Annotated in this window: 14 protein-coding genes; 1 reads left to right on the plus strand and 13 read right to left on the minus strand. The window is 50.9% G+C overall.

Annotated elements, in window-relative coordinates; all coding sequences use genetic code 11:
* Window positions 1-198: 198 nt before the first annotated feature.
* From J5W02_RS05220 to J5W02_RS05280, 13 genes are all read right to left on the minus strand, one after another.
* Window positions 199-975, minus strand: coding sequence for a phosphatase PAP2 family protein (locus tag J5W02_RS05220; RefSeq protein WP_219964626.1), 777 nt, complete (start codon window positions 973-975; stop codon window positions 199-201).
* Window positions 972-1,934, minus strand: coding sequence for a diacylglycerol/lipid kinase family protein (locus J5W02_RS05225; protein ID WP_219964627.1), 963 nt, complete (start codon window positions 1,932-1,934; stop codon window positions 972-974). The genes J5W02_RS05220 and J5W02_RS05225 overlap by 4 nt, the downstream gene beginning before the upstream one ends.
* A 29-nt stretch (window positions 1,935-1,963) precedes the next feature.
* Window positions 1,964-2,431, minus strand: coding sequence for a late competence development ComFB family protein (locus J5W02_RS05230; protein WP_219964628.1), 468 nt, complete (start codon window positions 2,429-2,431; stop codon window positions 1,964-1,966).
* Window positions 2,432-2,436: 5 nt separating this feature from the next.
* Entirely contained in the window at window positions 2,437-3,198 is a 762-nt protein-coding gene (locus J5W02_RS05235; RefSeq protein ID WP_219964629.1) for a ParA family protein, read from the minus strand.
* A 94-nt stretch (window positions 3,199-3,292) separates the two neighbouring features.
* Window positions 3,293-4,222 carry an alpha/beta hydrolase gene (locus tag J5W02_RS05240; RefSeq protein ID WP_219964630.1) on the minus strand — a complete coding sequence of 310 codons (930 nt, stop codon included), beginning with the start codon at window positions 4,220-4,222 and terminating at the stop codon, window positions 3,293-3,295.
* 131 nt (window positions 4,223-4,353) lie between these two features.
* A complete protein-coding gene (locus tag J5W02_RS05245; protein ID WP_219964631.1) occupies window positions 4,354-6,909 on the minus strand; it encodes a diguanylate cyclase domain-containing protein in 2,556 nt (851 codons plus the stop codon).
* 275 nt (window positions 6,910-7,184) lie between these two features.
* Complete coding sequence (locus J5W02_RS05250; protein WP_219964632.1) at window positions 7,185-10,262, minus strand: ATP-binding protein; 3,078 nt, start codon at window positions 10,260-10,262, stop codon at window positions 7,185-7,187.
* Entirely contained in the window at window positions 10,252-11,391 is a 1,140-nt protein-coding gene (locus J5W02_RS05255; RefSeq protein WP_219964633.1) for a metallophosphoesterase family protein, read from the minus strand. Before J5W02_RS05255 ends, J5W02_RS05250 begins: the two co-directional genes overlap by 11 nt.
* A gap of 165 nt (window positions 11,392-11,556) precedes the next feature.
* Window positions 11,557-11,982 carry an Hsp20/alpha crystallin family protein gene (locus J5W02_RS05260; RefSeq protein WP_330659686.1) on the minus strand — a complete coding sequence of 142 codons (426 nt, stop codon included), beginning with the start codon at window positions 11,980-11,982 and terminating at the stop codon, window positions 11,557-11,559.
* A 247-nt stretch (window positions 11,983-12,229) separates the two neighbouring features.
* The gene (locus tag J5W02_RS05265; protein ID WP_219964634.1) at window positions 12,230-12,577 is read right to left on the minus strand and encodes a cupin domain-containing protein; all 348 of its coding nucleotides are present in this window, start codon (window positions 12,575-12,577) and stop codon (window positions 12,230-12,232) included.
* Window positions 12,578-12,589: 12 nt separating this feature from the next.
* The gene (hcp, locus tag J5W02_RS05270) at window positions 12,590-14,176 is read right to left on the minus strand and encodes a hydroxylamine reductase (RefSeq protein WP_219964635.1); all 1,587 of its coding nucleotides are present in this window, start codon (window positions 14,174-14,176) and stop codon (window positions 12,590-12,592) included.
* 19 nt (window positions 14,177-14,195) lie between these two features.
* The gene (locus tag J5W02_RS05275; protein WP_219964636.1) at window positions 14,196-14,897 is read right to left on the minus strand and encodes an ATP-binding protein; all 702 of its coding nucleotides are present in this window, start codon (window positions 14,895-14,897) and stop codon (window positions 14,196-14,198) included.
* 166 nt (window positions 14,898-15,063) lie between these two features.
* Window positions 15,064-16,233: an iron-containing alcohol dehydrogenase gene (locus J5W02_RS05280; protein WP_219964637.1), complete on the minus strand. Its 1,170-nt coding sequence runs from the start codon at window positions 16,231-16,233 to the stop codon at window positions 15,064-15,066.
* Between the two features lie 518 nt (window positions 16,234-16,751).
* Here J5W02_RS05280 and J5W02_RS05285 point away from each other — a divergent pair.
* Window positions 16,752-17,843, plus strand: coding sequence for a glycerol dehydrogenase (locus tag J5W02_RS05285; protein ID WP_219964638.1), 1,092 nt, complete (start codon window positions 16,752-16,754; stop codon window positions 17,841-17,843).
* Window positions 17,844-17,894 lie beyond the last annotated feature (51 nt).

The following is a 17,894-nucleotide window of genomic DNA, read 5'->3' on the forward strand; positions in this document are numbered from 1 at the left end:
CCCCTTCCAAACATACCGGTCCGGCGGCACTGCCAACAGCTTGCTATAAGAGAATTATAAAAGCCGCCGGATAAAATTCCGAGGGCATTTTGTCAGTTTTTTAAGTGGAGTTTAAGATTCCGCGCAAGAGAGGCAAAAAAAGAGAAACCCATCGGGCCGGCGGCCCGATGGGTTCTCTGAATATGATGATAAAAACAATCAGGTGATAAACCGAAAGATAACCGCGTTAATCAGCACGCCGATGAATCCCCAGAAGGTGCCCAGAATTGCGCCCGCGAGCACATCGCGCGGGTAGTGCATGCCCATATACATGCGCGTGGTTCCGACCAGAGCGGCAAGCACATACAAAATAACGGCGGCAGCAAAGTTGGCTTGAAAATACTGCAGAAGCAGGGTGGCCATGTAAAACGCCTGGCTGGTATGCCCGCTGGGGAAGGATTTTCCCCTTGCGCGGATACCGACCACACGGACGTCTTCCAGGTAAACAAACGGTCTGGGCCGCCTGATAATGGCCTTCATCAGTTCCACGGTCAGCCACAAAGTCAGTGTTCCTAAAACAAACTCATACGCCAGATGTTCATTGACCGCAAAGTAGAGGATCAGGGCAATCGCCAAGGTCACAATCCCGTTTCCAAGCTCGGTCAGAAGAAGCATCGTGCGGTCCAGCCAGCGCGGACGATGCCCGTGCCGGTTGAAAAAAGAGAGCACATAAGCATCGATGCTCTGCCCCGTTGACCAAACCAAAGAGAGCAGCAAAAGGCAAAACACAAACAGCATGCAGATCAGGGCTGTGTTTCCGCGGATGGTGATCCACACATGTCTCCAAAAAGTATGGGGTACAAAAATAACGTAGAGAGACAGCGCGACGACAAGGACGGGCACCCAAAAAACAGGCCGGAGATGACGGATCCTGCCAATTTCCTGTTCACACCGCTTTACCGCTTTGTTATTTCTTAAATTGTCAATGCACTTCATTTTTCACCAGCAGCCGCCCTTTTTAATCTTTTCAGCTCCGGCGCTTTCGTCATCACCGCCAGAGCCCGGCGCTGCAGCTCAATGTGAATCGGCCCTTCGCCCAGCGCAACGCCGTCCGCCATCAGCTGCATGGGGGGAGTGGTTTCAATGTCCACCGTATGGGCATGAAAATGTTCAATGCCGGAATCTTCGAGCTCGCTCATATTCTTCCCCTTGAACGCGCGGCCCAGCAAATTCAGTTTGGATAAATTTGAAAATACCAGAACGTCAAGCAGTCCATCGCGAAAAGCCGCCGTTCCCCCCACCTGATAATTCCGCCCGACATACGGCATATTGGTAACCAGCACCAGATGTCCCATTCTGACAATTTCACGTTTTCCGTCCAGCGTCAGCTTGATTTTTGAAGGATTCAGCGCGACAAGGGTGGACAAAAAATCGCCGACGCGTTCCAAATGACCGTGCTGAATATCATCTCCGGCCGAAAAGAGAGACGACATCAGACCAACGGAACAGATTTCCAAAAAAGTGGAGTGTCCCCGTTCGCAGTCAATCAGACCTGTGTCTATCTTGACCCGCTCCCCTGTACGAAACAGAGCGATGGCGGACGGAATGTCACGCGGAATGTTCAGGCTGAGCGCGATGTTGTTCTGTGTTCCCGTCGGGATAATGCCCAACGTGGCGGGCAGGCCGCGCATCGCCTTTGCCACGGCGGATACGGTACCGTCGCCGCCGCAGACAATAAACAGGTTGATTCCCTGAGCCATGGTGTCCTGCACCACCTGCGCAAAATTACTGTCAGGTTCCGTCAAATATACCTCCGGCAGATACTTCCACTGCTGCAGCATGCTGATGATGTCCAGGAGCTGTACCGATGAAGCGTTTGAAGAGCCGGAAGCCGGGTTAAAGACAAGCTTGACGCGGCGGCGCCGCTTGTCCGTAAGATACGTTTGCTTTTCCATTTTGACCCCGCAAAATCCTTTCTTTCCCTTTAGTGTCTGGGGTGAGCGCGAACCGCCAGAATCGCCTGAATAACTGCCGTGACCACCTGTGCGTTGGTCTGGGGGTCAACATCCGGCGTAAGCTGACCATCCTGCAAAACCATGTATTTCGGAGGAAGCTTGTTCAGCGCCATAGCGACAATGTCCTTTTTACACCGGTCACATTTGCAGCACTGAAAGCGGGCAAGCGCTGATTCCAGTTTTTCAAGGACGACATTTTCCATGGTATTGACAAGGATGGTCGGCTGGGTGTCCATAAACGCGACGCCCACCTCCCGGCGAATGATGGTTTTATGCTGATTCAGCGGTTCCTCCATCGTTTCCCGCGCGTTCTGCTCATCATCCAGCGCATAGGAATGAGCCTCCGCACTCTGGGCTGTTTTGGCTGTTCTGGATCCGGAGGGCATCAGCATTTTATACATCAGGTCTTTATCAATATCCTTCTTTGTCTTTGCCATCAGCATTATGCCTCCTTTTTCAACAGCTCATCCGTAAATTGCAGGTAATCTTTTGCAATATTGTTTTTCGGCGAATAGTCCAGAATATTCTGCTGAATGGACTGTGCCTCGCTGATTACAACACTGCTGCGTATGTAAGAATCGAAAAGCGGAATATTCAGGTCCTGCGCAATCAGTTCCGCGGTTCCGCGGATTTCCCTGCTCAGCAGGGTTCTGGGGTTAAATTTGGTCAAAAGGATTCCGGAAATGGTCAGGGACGGATTACAGTATTTTTTAACGCGCTCAACGGCTTCATACAGCTTGGCGATTCCCTGTAAGGAAAAAATATCCGAAAGCATGGGAACCACAATCGTGTCCGAAGCGGTAAAGGCGTTGATGGTCAGGATGCCCAGTGCGGGGGGCGTGTCCAGAAGAATATAATCGTAAAAGCCGAGGATCGGTTTCAGTGCCTCTTTCAGCAAAAATTCGCGCCCGGTATTGGTAAATTCCAGTTCGATCCCGCTCAGGAGGATGCTGGAAATGATAATATCGGCTGTGTCCGATTTCTGAATGGCAAACTGCGTTTTTACGTCGCCTTTCAGGACATCGTAAATCGTCGCGCAGGTTTCGGTTTCAGCGCCGACGCTGAAGCCAAGGTTTCCCTGCGGATCCAGATCAATCATCAGAACACGAAAACCCTTTTTCTTTAATCCCGCCGCCAGACTGCAAACAGTAGTCGTCTTGCCGACCCCGCCCTTCTGATTGGAAATTGAAATAATCTTGCTCATTTTCATGTCCCCTTCGTATGAATGTCTGCAATGAAACAATTATATACATAATAGTATAGTTTTACAATATTTTCAACAAGATAAGTGTTTCCCTTCACGCCTTTCGTCCGTCATTAAGAAATTCCAGAATGAGCCGGTAAGCTTCTCTGACCTGGGAAAACACCGGCGGCAAGGAAAAGAAGCCGTGCAGCGCGCCGGGAATCCGGTGAACCTCAACAAGGTTCCCGGCTTCTTTCAAACGCAGCCCGTAATCTTCCGCTTCGTCGCGAAGCGGGTCGTATTCCGCCGTGAGAATCAGGGTGCGGGGCTGACGGCTGAAATCCTTGGAAGCCAGCGGAGCGAAATAGGGGTTCTGCAGGTCTTCGTCACTCGCCTTATACAGCTCCAAATAGTCGTGAATCCGCTTGGAAGTCAGCAGATACTTGGTTCCATTGCTCCTCACAGAGGCGTATGGCGACTTTTGCGTGTGGTCAGAGTAAGTGGACGGGTAGATCAGGATTTGGCGTTCCGGCAGAAATTCACCCCTGTCGCGGGCCATCAGCGAAACAGCCGCGGCCAGATTTCCGCCCGCGCTGTCCCCGATCAACGTGATTTTTTCCGTGGGCACCTTTAAATAATCCGTGTGCAGAAAAATTTCCCGGGCCACACGGTAGCAGTCCTCCGGTGCGGCGGGAAAACGATATTCCGGCGCCAGGCGGTAATCGACCGACACCACAGTGCTTCCGGTCATATTGGCCATATTGGCGCAGATCCGGTTATAACCGTCCACGTTTCCGGCAACCCAGCCTCCTCCATGAAAAAAAATAAGAAGGGACTGAGCTCCTTCGTCCGGGGAAAAGATTCTGACGGGGATGTTATGATTTTCATAAGACACGACATGATCCCATTTTTGATACGGAAGTTTTCCGAAATGAAGTCCCCTGACCCGAATAACGGCACGGTGAAGCCTTTTGCTTTCTTTTGCCTCTATATCCGTATAGGAAAGCGCTCTTAAAGCAACGCGCATCATTCTTTTTACCGCCACGGCTCCACAACCTTTCCCCTGTTTTTTCTTTCTTAGCCGTTACTTAGTATTCACAGTTCGGCCCATTTTATTGCCATTGAAATAAAAAGGCTGCATGGAATTGTTTTTCCATGCAGCTTAAAAAGGATGATCTATTTTTCACTATCCGGTATGTCGGAATAAAACGCAAAACGGTCTTTCCCCTGTTCTTTCGCCTTATAAAGCGCGCTGTCCGCTTTTGGGTAAAGCTCCTGATACGTTGTTCCGTCGGAAGGGTACAGCGCAATGCCGATACTGCCGGAAATTCTGTACTCCAAGTGCCCGCCTGCGTGGGTGTGATGGAATATTTCGCACATAGCCTGCGCCTTTTCCGCAATCAGGTCATCCGTGGCAATGTCACGAAGGAAAACAAGAAATTCATCTCCGCCGATACGCCCAACCACATCCGACGTGCGGAACAGTTTTTGAAGCTTTGCAGAAATATCGCAGATAACCCCATCCCCGGCCAGATGGCCGAACTGGTCGTTGATCGCCTTGAAGTTATCCACATCGACCATCATCAGCGCATGGACACCGAAGGAGTTTGAAGCCGAAAGATGATCTTCAATCTGGGACTGTGTTGCCGTCTTGTTGTAAAGGTTCGTCAGCGGGTCGCGCTGCGACTTGTCCATCAGCCTCTGCATTTCCTTTTTCTGGCTGTCGATGTTATAGGCCTTACCGACTGCTTTGCTCGGTTTTCCGTAGGAATCATACATAATCTTGGCTCTCACCCGGTGCCAGACAGGCTGACCCATTTTGGTAATGAAACGGAACTCGATTTCATGCTCCGTGTTGCCCGTACGGAATTCCTTTAACAGCGACCCAAACTGGGACAGGTCATCCTTGCAGATACTCCGATTCTGTCCGATGTCTCTAAGGAAATTAGAAATATGCGGATACTGCCCGGTAAGCGCGGTGAAAAGCGGAGAGAAATCCATGCGGTCGGTCACAATATCATACTCAAACATAATATCGTCCGAGAGATTCTCCGCTATCTGGTAGCGTTCCCGCTCCACTTCCAGCTCTTCCTGTGTCTGCTTGAGCGAGGTGATGTCCGTGTAAACGCACTGGTAAATCACCTGATTGTTCTGATTGACGGTGTGTGTTCCGCTCAGAGAAACCCAGATGACGCCGCCGTCCTTCTTCACCATGCGAAATTCCGCGGTGACGGGCCGGTTGTCTTCGATCTGCTTTTTCAGTAGAATCGCAACAAGTTGAGCATCTTCACTGTGGACGTTGCGGATTCCTTCCTCACCCGGAAGAAGCGCATACTCCTCCTTGGTGTACCCTGTCAGCTTATAGAACCCGTCGCTCGCATAGAGAAGTTTCAAATCGCCATCATACAGATACTGCGCAACGCCGCCCGGAATGCTGTTTGCAAGCGTCTGCAGCTGAGTCATGATGTCATTCGCTTTTTTATGGGCCTGTTTGGATTCGGTAATATCCACCACTACCGCATAGAATTCACGGTATCCGTTCTCGTGGGTAACGATTTTGGCACGGTTCAGCAGCCAGCGGACGGCCCCTTGCGCTGTAACAATCCGGTACTTCACTTCCGCAAAATTTTCTTTGGAAATCTGGTGATGGATGCTGTCAATCACCCGGAGCCGATCTTCCTCATACACCATGTTGTAGAAGGAATGGTCGTAGGTGCTGAGGAACTGTTCCCGGGTATACCCCAGCATCTTCAGCAAGCCGTCGCTCACAAACTGGAATTCCGCGTTTTCATCCGCGCTGAAACGGAACGCGCCGCCGGGCAGGTTGGCAACAAAGGTCTCCAGCTCCACCTTGGTGCTCTTCAACTCGTCGTTTTTTGTGCGCAGTTTTTCCCTATTCTTCCGTTCTGACAGAATAATATAGGCCGCAAGCAGAATCAGTAAAATGGCAAGCCTGACGACCAGCGAAACCGTATAGGTTAGCACTTTATTGGACCTTGACGTAACGGCATTGAGGGAAACCGTTCCGAAAAGATACCAGTCCCCCGCACCCACAGGCAAATAGGAAACATAGTATTCCCCAAGATTCGTATAGTAATGGAAATTTCCCGCCTGCCCGCTTTTCATAGCCTCTTTGATCCGGCTGATCGAAGAAGCATCCTTCAGCGCGGGGCTTGTGAGCGAAAAGATATTGTCACCGATATGCTGGGAATCCGGTGAAAGGATAATCGTACCGTCCCCCTGAATCAGCCAGCTGTTCCCTTTTTCACCGGGAATTTTCGTTTTGATAAACTCGCTGAACGATTTTGCGGGGATGATGGTGCTGACTGTACCGACAATCTTCTCTCCGCTGCGAATGGGTACTGCGGCAGCAATGCTGTTGGTTCCGTCCGTTCCGAGCCCCGGCACGACCGCAACAGCCTCCTTGCCGCTCATCGCCTGCTTAAAACAGGGCCAGCCGCCGATTTGGATTGTCTGCCCGCCCGCAAGATAGCAGGTGCCGTCAGGAAGCCCCACCGCCAGGGTGGAAAAAGAATCCGTGTCTTTCATTTGGGCAAGTAGTTCTTCCGCAGAGGTTTTGTCCAGTGAAGCCTTATCCGCACCGATTGCCTGAGCCGCCAGTTTCACGGATGAAATTGTCTTCTCCAGCTGTGTCTGGATAATCTCAGCGCTATAGCGGGTATTCGAACGCAAATCTTCCTGTACTTCTTCTTCAAAAATTCTATTAAGCAAAAATGAATATCTGCTGAAACACAGAATCATAAGCCCAACAAAAATAGCAATAACGAAAACAGCTGTTATGGGTGTATTGATTCTTCGTTTCACAGAAAACTCCTCCAAGATAACGAAATTTCCATTACTTCCCGAGCAGGTTTGCCAAAGATAATTCCTTACTCCTATTTATAATACCATAAAACAATTACAAATCAAACCATTTATTTCCATTTATCGGTAAATAATCACAATTTTCGGACTTTTTTGCCAAAATAATTTTGCGATAATAACTTTCAAATATTTCTGGTCACAGCCGGCAGACCATCCTGTTTTGCCAGCTCCAAAACGCTTTGATGGCAGGTAAAAAGAATGATTTGGGAACTTCTGCTTTCCCCGGCGTAGTCCGCAAGGAATTTCAGCCCCTGTCTGGTCCGTTCATCGTCGTACTGCAGAAAGACATCGTCCAACATCAGCGGCAGCCTAGTTCCTTCCCCGGACAGCAGCTCGGCAACCGCCAGCCGGAGCGCAAAATACGCCTGATCGACCGTACCGCTGCTCAGGTACTGCCATTCGTGGGAAACCGCGTTTTCCGCATCCTGCACATTAATATCGAAATTCTTGGAAACGATGACATTCTGATATTTTCCACCCGTGATGCTGTTGAAAATCTCCGCGGTTTTTTCGTTCAGCAGAGGGCCGAAGCTCTGGCGGATTTCATTGAATGCCTCTGTAAGCGTCTCTTTCGCAAGGCTGAGGCACTGATACTCCGACTCCTTCTCCGAAATTTCGCGATTCAGATCCTCCGTTTCCTCCTCCAGCTCGCTGACGTTTCTTTTCCCCGCAAACCGGTTTTTGATCTCGGCAGCTGTCTGAACCAGATCTTCCCTTGTTTTCTGAAGGCGGTCAAGGCAGTCAGCGCCAAGGTTCTTCAGCTGTTCCTCCTCCTGCTCGTTCAGAGGCTGAGGCAGGCTGCCCTGACACACACGGAGAATTTCCGCCCGCACTTCCCCCGCTTCCTGCTCAATCTGCCCAGGGGACTTTCCCTGTCTCTGCTCGGCAAGGTACTCCGACTGACTGTTAATTTTCTGCCGTGCGGACCGGATTTCTTCCATTCCGTTTTTCAGTTCCTGTACGCTTCCTGCCGCTTCCTCATAAGAGAAAACCGGACGGTACGCGCTTACGAACGAAAGGAAGGCATCCGTCTGTTCCCTAAGGTTTTCCTGCGCCTGTGCGGCGGCGTCTTTTGCCCGGTTCCGGTTCTCCTGCCGCATTACTTCCCGCGCCTGATAGCTGCGGTACCGCATAAGCTTTTCCTGAAGCTCCTCCGCCGTACGGCAACCCAGAGCCTGCAGCCGTGTCTGCGCCGCGGCGGCAAGGGCTGCTTCGCGCTCCGTTTCCTCCTTCAATTTTGCCTGAAGGCTGGAAAGGTCGTCCTGAAGCTGTGCCCTTTCCTCCGGAAGTTCCGACCCAATTTTCCGGACATCATCGGCAAGACCGGCAAGCTTTTCGCCGGTAAATCCCAGCCTCAGTTCCAGTTCATTTTTTCTGCGCTCCGCCGCAGTCATCTGCTCCATCGCCATACGGCAGAGTTCTTCCGCCTGTAGGGAGGAGCTCTGTGCCTGCTCCACTCTGGCAGACGCCGCCTGCCATTCTCCCGCAGCTTGCTCCCAAGCTTTTTTTGCGGTTTCTGTTTCCTGTTCCGCAGTCCTCCGCACATTTTCCAAATTGGATTGTGCCGCGTCGGTTTCCGCCTGATCCACAACAGTGGTTGCCACGGTTCTGTTTTTTGCTTTTCCAAAAGCCGCAATGGCCATTATTCCGGCAAGAAGAATTCCGGCGAAGCAGACGGGTGTCAAAAGAACGCCCAGTGCGACAGACGCCGCGGCAACCAGAACGGCGCCGACGAGCAACCCCGTCTTTATTTCATGGCCTGCTTTTTCACTGACCATCACCTGACGGGGAACAGAGGCCTGTTTCAGGCGCTCCTGTGCCATTTCTATTTTCTGCGCGGAAAGAGCCTGTACACTCTTCCAGTTCTGTTCCGCGGACTGATGCGCCGCATTTGCGCTTTCTCTGCGCTGTCTGGCAAGCTCAAATTCTTTCTTTTTCCGTTCGGAATCCTCCTGACAGGATAAATAAGACACTCTGGTCTCTTCCAGTTCGCGTGATGCTTCACGGAAATCATTTTCCAGTTCCTGCTTTTGCTGCGTCTGCTCGTTCAGCGTTTTTTCCGCTTCCGCCAGATCCGACTGCTTTTTCTGTGCTTCGGCGGCGGAACGGATGGCTTCTTTCAGGGTAAGAATCACCTGCTGGGCGTGTGCACATTCCTTGCCGTAATTTTTAACTTCTTCCAGCACCTCCGGTGATATTTCCTCAACCGGCTCACCGGCGGAAGGGTCTTCCTGCTCCAGCGCGCGCACGTTCCGGCTCCGCTCTTCCAGAAGCTCGCGCAGGGACTGAATTCGTGCGGTCATTTCTTCCGCATTCTGAATAAACGTGTCGTCAATCGCGGGATTCCCCGCGGTAAGAAGCCGGGCTTTCTCTTCGTACATCTGTATCTGTGCTTCAAATTCTTTCTGTTTCTGAATGGTTCTGTCCAGATTCTGAAGCTGAACCAGCTTCTCCTGCAGAGCGGACTGGGACTGATATTTCCGATATTCCTTCTCCAGCGCTTCTTTCTTCTCATTCAGTTCGGCGTACCGGCGCTGCATCTGTTTTTTCTCTTCCTCGTCCGACAAAGCGGAGGCGCGCTCCTGCGCGAGCTGCTCCAGCTGCTGATAGCCTTTATCCAGTATACCGATTCTGCCGCTTTTGGATTTCAGTTCATTCATAGCGGCCTGCAGGCGGGTTTCCACCCGCTTCTGAGACACGCTTTCATCCCCTGTTGAAACCAGATTCAGAAGCCGCTGGGTGATTTCATCATCCCTGTCCGCGCCGGCCATACTCCCCGCCTGTCCGATAAACACGCTCTTTTCGAACGCTGCGGCACCGATTCCGAAAAAGCGCTGTCCAAGGTCGGCACTGCCGGAGATCTTTTCCTTTTCCCCCGTCGCCGTGTTCCACAGACTGATTTTATCCGTCGCGTTGGAGGCTCCGAAAAGCCTTTCCAGCCGATAAACAATCCCGCCGTCCTCAAACGTGATGTACCCGGACATTTTGGCGCCGTCCCAGGGCTGATACTTTTTGCGCGGATTTTTGGAAAGGTCGCTGCTCCTGCCCTCCGACCCGTAAAACATCATTTTGAGGAAAGCCATAATCGTGCTTTTGCCGTCTTCGTTATTCCCGTATAAAATATGAAAACCGTCCGCCAAATCCAGCGTGTATTCCCTCAGCTTGCCGAAATGTCCGATATGAATCTGATTAATTTTCATTGCGCTTCACCTCGCTGTCAAACGCTTTCAGGCCGATGTCAAGCGCGCGGCGGCACTGTTCCTTTTGCGGTTCTCCTGACGCGGCATTGATTTTTTCCAGCATGCGGCGGACAAAAATTCCCTTTAAGGAGGTTTCCCTGGACAAAGCGCCCAGATCCGCCTGCAGGTGCGTTTCATCCTTAATTTTGACATAATACAGTTCGTTTTCCAGCCTTGCCGCAACCCCGGTGCAGTCCGGCGAATAGGAAACGTCCAGAGCACCCTCCAGAATGATTTTATAAAGATTGTCCGCATACGTTTCCCCGAACTGCTGCTGCAGTGTGTGAAGAACGACGGCCGCCGCCTCATTGTTGGCCGACACCCCGCCGATGTCCACACGCACTTCAAGGTTCTTCCTGCGGCAGACCGGACGGAAAGCAAGTTCCGCCCTGTCCTTCATCACAGTACCGATATATACGCCCTTTTCCCCAAGCTCGTCAAAGCCCCGGCCCTCCGGACAGCCGCAGTAGGCGTAAGCGGTTTTACCGCTGTGCAGGATTTCCGTACGCATATGGATATGGCCGAGCGCGAGGTAGTCCATCCCGCTGAACCGGATGCGGGACGGGGTAACCGGATTGTAATTGCTGGACTGGTTTTCGGCGACCAGATCGCCGTGAAGGACACAGATGTTCAGCAGATCATCCTCTGGCGCACCGCTTTCTCCCAGCAGAGGTTCCGTAACATAAGTCCCGGTAAATCCGGCGCCCCATACCCGCACGCCCTTGCCGGGCAGCTCAAAGCAGTCGAAGCCGGACTGGAAAATATGTACGTTTTCCGGCCAGTCCTGGTCGGCATACGGAGAGTCCAGCGAAACATAGTCGTGATTTCCCGGAGCGATGGCAACCGCTGTTTCCGGAATTTCAGACAGCGCTTTTTTCACCGACCGAACCACCACGGAATCCGGGCCGGTGCTTTCAAAAAAATCCCCGGCAATCAGAAGCAGTTCCACATTTTCTTTTCTGCAGATGGAGACGATCCCGTCAAACGTCATCAGCATTTCTTCTCTGCGCTGCCCCGCCTTGCTCCCCAGTGAGGAAAGCTCCGCGCCAAGATGCAGGTCGGCACAGTGCAGTATTTTTATCTTATTCATTCCTTCACGCCCCCGGAATTTCGTTTCCTTATTATTGTTTTCATTATATCAAAATCAGGGAGGTAAATCAATTGCCGCGCGCAGTCACTAGTGGAACAGCCGCGCCCTTCAAGCAACAGAAAAAAGCCGCCCGGGTCACTTCCCGGACGGCTTTGGCCGTTACTATTATTGGATTTCAATCCTGCGGCTTTCAGGCACTACACTTTCCAGCTTCGGCATACTGAGCTCCAGAATTCCGTCCTTGTACTCCGCGGAGATTTCATTGCACTTGATATTGGAAATATCAAAGCTGCGGGAGAACGAACCGTACCTGCGCTCCCTGCGAATGTAATTATCATTTTTCTCCTCGGTTTCATCCTTGTGCTCCGCGCTGACGGTCAGCCTGTCGCCCTCAATATCAATTTTGATATCTTCTTTCTTAAAGCCCGGCAGCTCCGCTTTCAGCAAATACTTGTCACCATTGTCGATCACATCGGTACGGAAGGAGGAAAGCCCCTGCGATATATCGCCGAAGAAGTTTTTCTCCATGTTATCAAAATAGTTGAACAAGTTGTTTTCCCTGCGTCCAAACGGCATCAAATCAAACATCATAAAAACCTCCAAATATTTATTTGTTTCGGGGAGCCTTTGCTTCCCTTGACAATTATTACTATATCCGAAGATTATGAAAAATCATCATATAAATTATGACGGATTTATTAATTTTAGCACTCCTTAATTTCGAGTGCTAAAAAAATTTTTAAAAACCGCATCGGAATGGCAATATGGCGGCTTCCATCAAAAACAAAATTCGGCCTCCGGACGATGAGGAATCGACCCGGAGACCGGAAAAACGGAATCATTCAGGCTGAGGAAATACGACTGTCAGGAACATTTTGAACGGTTGGGAAGCATAAACCGCATGCGGAACTTTTGCGGGCATGATGATGGTCTGCCCCGCCTTCAGGACATGCTTTTCGGAGCCGATGGTAATTTCGCCTTCGCCGTCCAAAGCAGTGACCATGGCGTCGCCGTTCGACTCATGGGAGCTGATTTCCTCCCCCTGATCGAACGCAAACAGCGTCAGGCTGACCGCGGGATTTTGCGCCAGCGTTTTGCTGACTACCTGACCCTGCTGATAGGTTACCAGCTCCGCCAGATTCAGCGCAGTGGAAAAATCAATATTTTTGATGTAGTTCTTTTGCATATGGCTTTCCTCCTATTTCAGCATAGCCGCCAGATCCTGCTCGGGTGTGGTAATCGGCATGATGTTGAATTTTTCTACCAGAATCTTGTAGACATTCGGGGATACAAACGCGGGAAGCGTCGGGCCCAGGCGGATGTTGGTAATCCCAAGTGACAGCAGGGTCAGCAGGATACAGACCGCTTTCTGCTCATACCAGGAAAGAACGATGGACAGCGGCAGATCGTTGACGCCGCAGCCGAAGGCTTCCGCAAGGGCGACCGCAACCCTGATGGCGGAGTACGCGTCGTTGCACTGGCCCATATCCATGATGTGCGGCAGTCCGCCGAGCGTTCCCATATCCATGTCGTTGAAGCGGTATTTGCCGCAGGCGCAGGTCAGAACAACGCTGTCCGGCGGGGTAAGCTCCACGAGCTTGGTGTAATAGTTTCTTCCCGGCTTTGCGCCGTCGCATCCGCCGATCAGGAAAATATGGCGCAGGGCGCCCGATTTTACCGCGTCAATTACCTTGTCGGCAACCGACAGTACGGTGTTGTGGGCGAAACCGGTCATCAGCTTTTCACCGCCGTTGATACCGGGCATATGCACGTCCTGCTCATATCCGCCCAGCTCCAGCGCCTTTTCAATCACGATGCTGAAGTTCTTTTTCCCGTCGACTTCGCCGATGTGCGGCATTTCGGGGTAACCGACCACCGCGGTCGTGTAAACTCTGTCTGCATAGGACGGCATCGGGCGCATCAGGCAGTTTGTTGTAAACAGGAACGGAGCGGGAACATTGAGAAATTCCTTCTGCTGGTTCTGCCATGCGGTTCCGAAATTTCCCTTCAGATGTGAGTATTTTTTCAGTTCGGGATAGCCGTGCGCGGGCAGCATTTCGCCATGAGTATAAATGTTGATGCCCTTGCCCTCTGTCTGCTCCAATAGCTGCTTTAAGTCGTAAAGGTCATGGCCGGAAACAACAATGAACGGGCCCTTTTCAATCGTATTGGTTACTTCGGTCGGAACAGGGTTGCCATAGGCTTCTGTATTTGCTTTATCAAGCAGCGCCATGCACTTGAGGTTGATCTGGCCGAACTCCATGACAAGCTCCAGAAGGCGGGCTGCGTCCTGCTCGAAATCAATGGCGGTCAGGCCCTTATAGAACCACCCGGTCACCTCGTCATCGGTATAACCCAGCACATAGGCGTGGTAAGCGTAGGCTGCCATTCCTCTCATTCCGAGCAGAAGCAGGGATTTCAGGGAACGAAGGTCCTCGTCACCGCTCCAAAGCTGCGCCATGTCCAGGTCGTCCGTGCCGCCGCAGTGGGAACTGCAGGCAGTGCAGCCGGGTGCAAGGGATGCTTTTTCCGCTTTAATCTCATTGGTGAGGGCTTCAATTGCCTCATTGTCAAAATTCACGTTGGTAATGCACATAAACAGGCCGCTCAGAATCAGTTCATCGGATTTTTTCGTTCTGCCGGAATTCCCCGCCGCTTTGGCAAGGCCGATCAACGCACCGGTCAGTTCATCCTGAAAATCGGCGGTCACGTTGCTTTTTCCGCAGACCCCCATTGTTGTGCAGCCGGTTCCTCCGGCGGTTTGTTCACACTGAAAACAAAACATTTACAAATTCCTCCTTCAATTAGTTATCTAAGATCTCACCGTCGGTAGCAATGGTAACAACGTGCCACGGAATCATTTGACCGGATTTCTGCAGGGCTGTTTTCACATGGTTGACGATTCCTCCGCAGCAGGGCACTTCCATACGCACAACGGTAATGCTTTGAATGTCGTTGAGGTTTAAAATATCCAGAATTTTTTCACTGTAATCTATGTTGTCCAATTTTGGGCAGCCAATTAACGTAATTTTATTTTTCATAAACTGATGAATATTCGCACAGGCATACGCCGTGCAGTCCGCGCAGATAACTATGTGCGCGTTTTGGAGGTACGGCGCGTTGGGCGCGACCAGCTTCAGCTGAACCGGCCATTGGCGCAGCTCCGACCGTGCGGCTGCCGGGGCGGCAGGCTGAACCGCAGCAGGTGCGCGGTCAAATGTTTTCATACGCATGGAAGGGCATCCTCCGAAATGGGGCTGCTGTGTATTCTGTTTCATTTTTTCATCGACCAGCTCCTGATCGTACTCCTCGGCCTCGCGCTCAATGATCTGAATTGCTCCGGTCGGGCACTCCGGCAAACAGTTGCCGAGTCCGTCACAGTAACTGTCACTAACGAGTGTTGCCTTTCCGTTAATCAGCTGCAGGGCGCCTTCCTGACAGGCGCTGACGCACAGACCGCAGCCATTGCATTTATCTGAATCGATATGAACTATATTTCTTTTCATTCATCGTTCCTCCGTTTGATTTGTTGACATCAGTATAGCATCTCTTTTCTGTTAATACGGTATCCGAGGCTACAAACATTTATTTTTCTAAAAATTTTTATACAAAAAAAATCGCCTGACCGAAGCCAGACGATTTTTTCTAAAGATTAGGCTGGGAAGGGAAAAATCAGAACGTAACGTCCTGACCGTAGTAAGCGCAGGTGAGAACCTTGAGCATGTTTTCCGCGTCGGTCGCTCTCGGATTGGAACCGGTGCAGGGGTCGCCGACGGCATTCACCGCAATTTCTTTGCAGTGGGCGTTGAAGTCCTCTTCGCTGACACCGTTTTCCTGATAGGTCGGAGCAATACTGAGCTTTTTATTCAGCTCACGGACAGCATCCACTAGAGAATTGGTCAGCTGCTTGTCCGTAGCGCCCGGCAGGCCGACTTCCCTGGCGATCTGCGCGTATCTTTCCATGCAGACTCTGGAGTTGTACTGGATGACGTTCGGCAGCAGGATGGCGTTGCAGCAGCCGTGAGGAATATGGAACACCGCGCCGGTTTTATGGGCAAGGCTGTGCGCAATGCCCAGCAGCGCGTTGGAAAACGCCATACCGGCAAGGCACTGGGCAATATGCATCTTGCCGCGTGCTTCGGCGTCGCCGTTGTAGGAATCAAGGATGCTGTCGAAGATGCTGGAAATGGCTTTGAGTGCAAGCGCGTCGGAAAAGTCCGAACGGGCGGAGGCAACATACGCTTCAATCGCATGGGTCAGGGCATCCATCCCGGTATGGGCGGTCAGGGTTTTCGGCATGGTCATTGGAATATCGGAATCCAGAACAGCAATGTCCGGAGTGATTTCAAAGTCAGCCAGAGGATATTTGATATCTGTGGAATAGTCCGTGATGACGGAGAATGCCGTTACTTCGGAAGCAGTTCCGCTCGTGGAGGGAATACCGACAAAGATGGCTTTCTTTCTGAGCTTCGGCATAGTAAACGGATTCTTAATATCTTCAAAGGTCTTTTCAGGGTACTCGTAGAACACCCACATTGCCTTTGCAGCGTCCATGGGGGAACCGCCGCCGATGGCAACAATGACGTCAGGTTCAAATTCACGCATCGCTTTGGCTCCGTCGTACACTCTTTCAATGGACGGATCCGGCTCAACGCCGTCATAAATAAAGGTCTGCAGTCCGGCTTCTTTCAAAACATCGTCCAGCTTCTGCAGAAAACCGGTTTTCCTCATGGAATGGCCGCCGGTAACGATGAAAGCTTTCTGATAACCCTTCAGGTTTTTCAGTTCGCTGATTGCATCGGGTCCAAAATAGATATCCCTTGGTAAAGTAAATCGAGCCATTGCGTATTCCTCCTAAATTTTTAATTGCTTAATTGTTAAATTAATAACAATCTTTGTTCGTTTATTATCATACCATGTCATCTCGTCCTTTTCAAGGGCTTTTGGCAATTTTAAATAACAATTTCTAAATGAACAGACCTGTTAGGTTTCCTGTCTGAGAAGGATCTGACAAATCATCATTCTCTTAATTAATTGAATGATGATAGTATTATTTTTTTTATTATGTTTATGTGTTTATAAAAGAGGGAACTTCACCCGGTAAAATTTTAAACCGGAACTAATTTTGCGGCTTTCCTTCTTCCGCAGAGCAGCTGTTAAAATCAGTTTGAATGACTAATTCCGGAAAATGCGGAAACAATACTGATATTTCTTTCTTGAATTCAAGATTGTTAAATTTTAGACTATAATAAATATCGTTAGCAATTTAACAATTTAGAGAAATACACGGATTATTGATGCCTTGAAATTTCTCTGCATTGTTGATTTTTTAAATGATATGATAACGGAGAGATGAAACGATGCTGAAACTGATGAGAGCCCCTTCCAAATATGTACAGGGAAAAGACGCGCTGCTGGAACTGTACGATCATGTAAACGACCTTGGCAAATCCTTTTTATTTATCTGCAGTAAGAGCGGATTTAAGGCCGCAAAGCCCAAGATTGAAAAAAGCTTTGACGGCAAAGATGCAAAAATCATGTTTGAAGTGTTCGGAGGAATCAGTTCCACCGGAGAAATCGCAAAAATGCAGAAAATCGCAAAAGACAACCATATTGACGTCATCTGCGCAATCGGCGGCGGCAGCGCGATCGACACGGCAAAAGCAACCGCGTACTACGAGAAGCTTCCGGTTGTGATTATTCCCACCGTCTGCGCAACGGACGCGCCCTGCACGGGCCTGTCGGTTATTTACCATGACGACGGAACCTTCTCCAATTATATTTTTTACCCCAAAAATCCGGACGCTGTCATTGTGGATTCCTCAATCATCGTAAACGCACCCGTGCGTTTTCTGACCGCCGGCATGGGCGACGCCCTCGGCACCTACTTTGAAGCCAGAATGTGCCTGAAAACCAATTCCCCCAGCCTTGAGAACGGGGGCATTACAAAATCGGCAATGGCGCTTTGCGAGCTTTGCTACGACACCCTTCTGGAAAACGGTTACAAGGCAAAGAAAGCGGCCGAGCAGAAAGTCCTCACCCCGGCTGTGGAAGCAATCATTGAAGCGAACACCTACCTTAGCGGCGTAGGCGCGGACAACGGCGGGCTTGCGACATCCCACTCGGTTTACAACGGCTTTACCGCGCTGGAGGAATGTGAAAAGACCATGCACGGCGAACTGGTCGCCTTTGGCACCCTTGCCCAGCTGGTTCTGGAAAACGCCCCCATGGAGGAAGTTGAGGAAGTCATGGACTTCTGCGTGTCCGTCGGGCTGCCCGTCACACTGGCGGAAGTCGGCGTAACCGATAAGACAAGGGTGATGACCGCAGCGGAAAAAGCCTGCGCGCCCGGCGAATCCATTCACAATATGCTTGGCGACGTCACACCGGAACAGCTTTATCACGCCATCCTCGCGGCGGACGCAATCGGTATGGAATACCTCGGAAAATAAATCACTGTATACGCAAAAACCGGGCTGCTAAAAAGCAGCCCGGTTTCTTTA

Source organism: Caproiciproducens faecalis (assembly GCF_019448085.1).
Taxonomy (GTDB): domain Bacteria; phylum Bacillota; class Clostridia; order Oscillospirales; family Acutalibacteraceae; genus Caproiciproducens; species Caproiciproducens faecalis.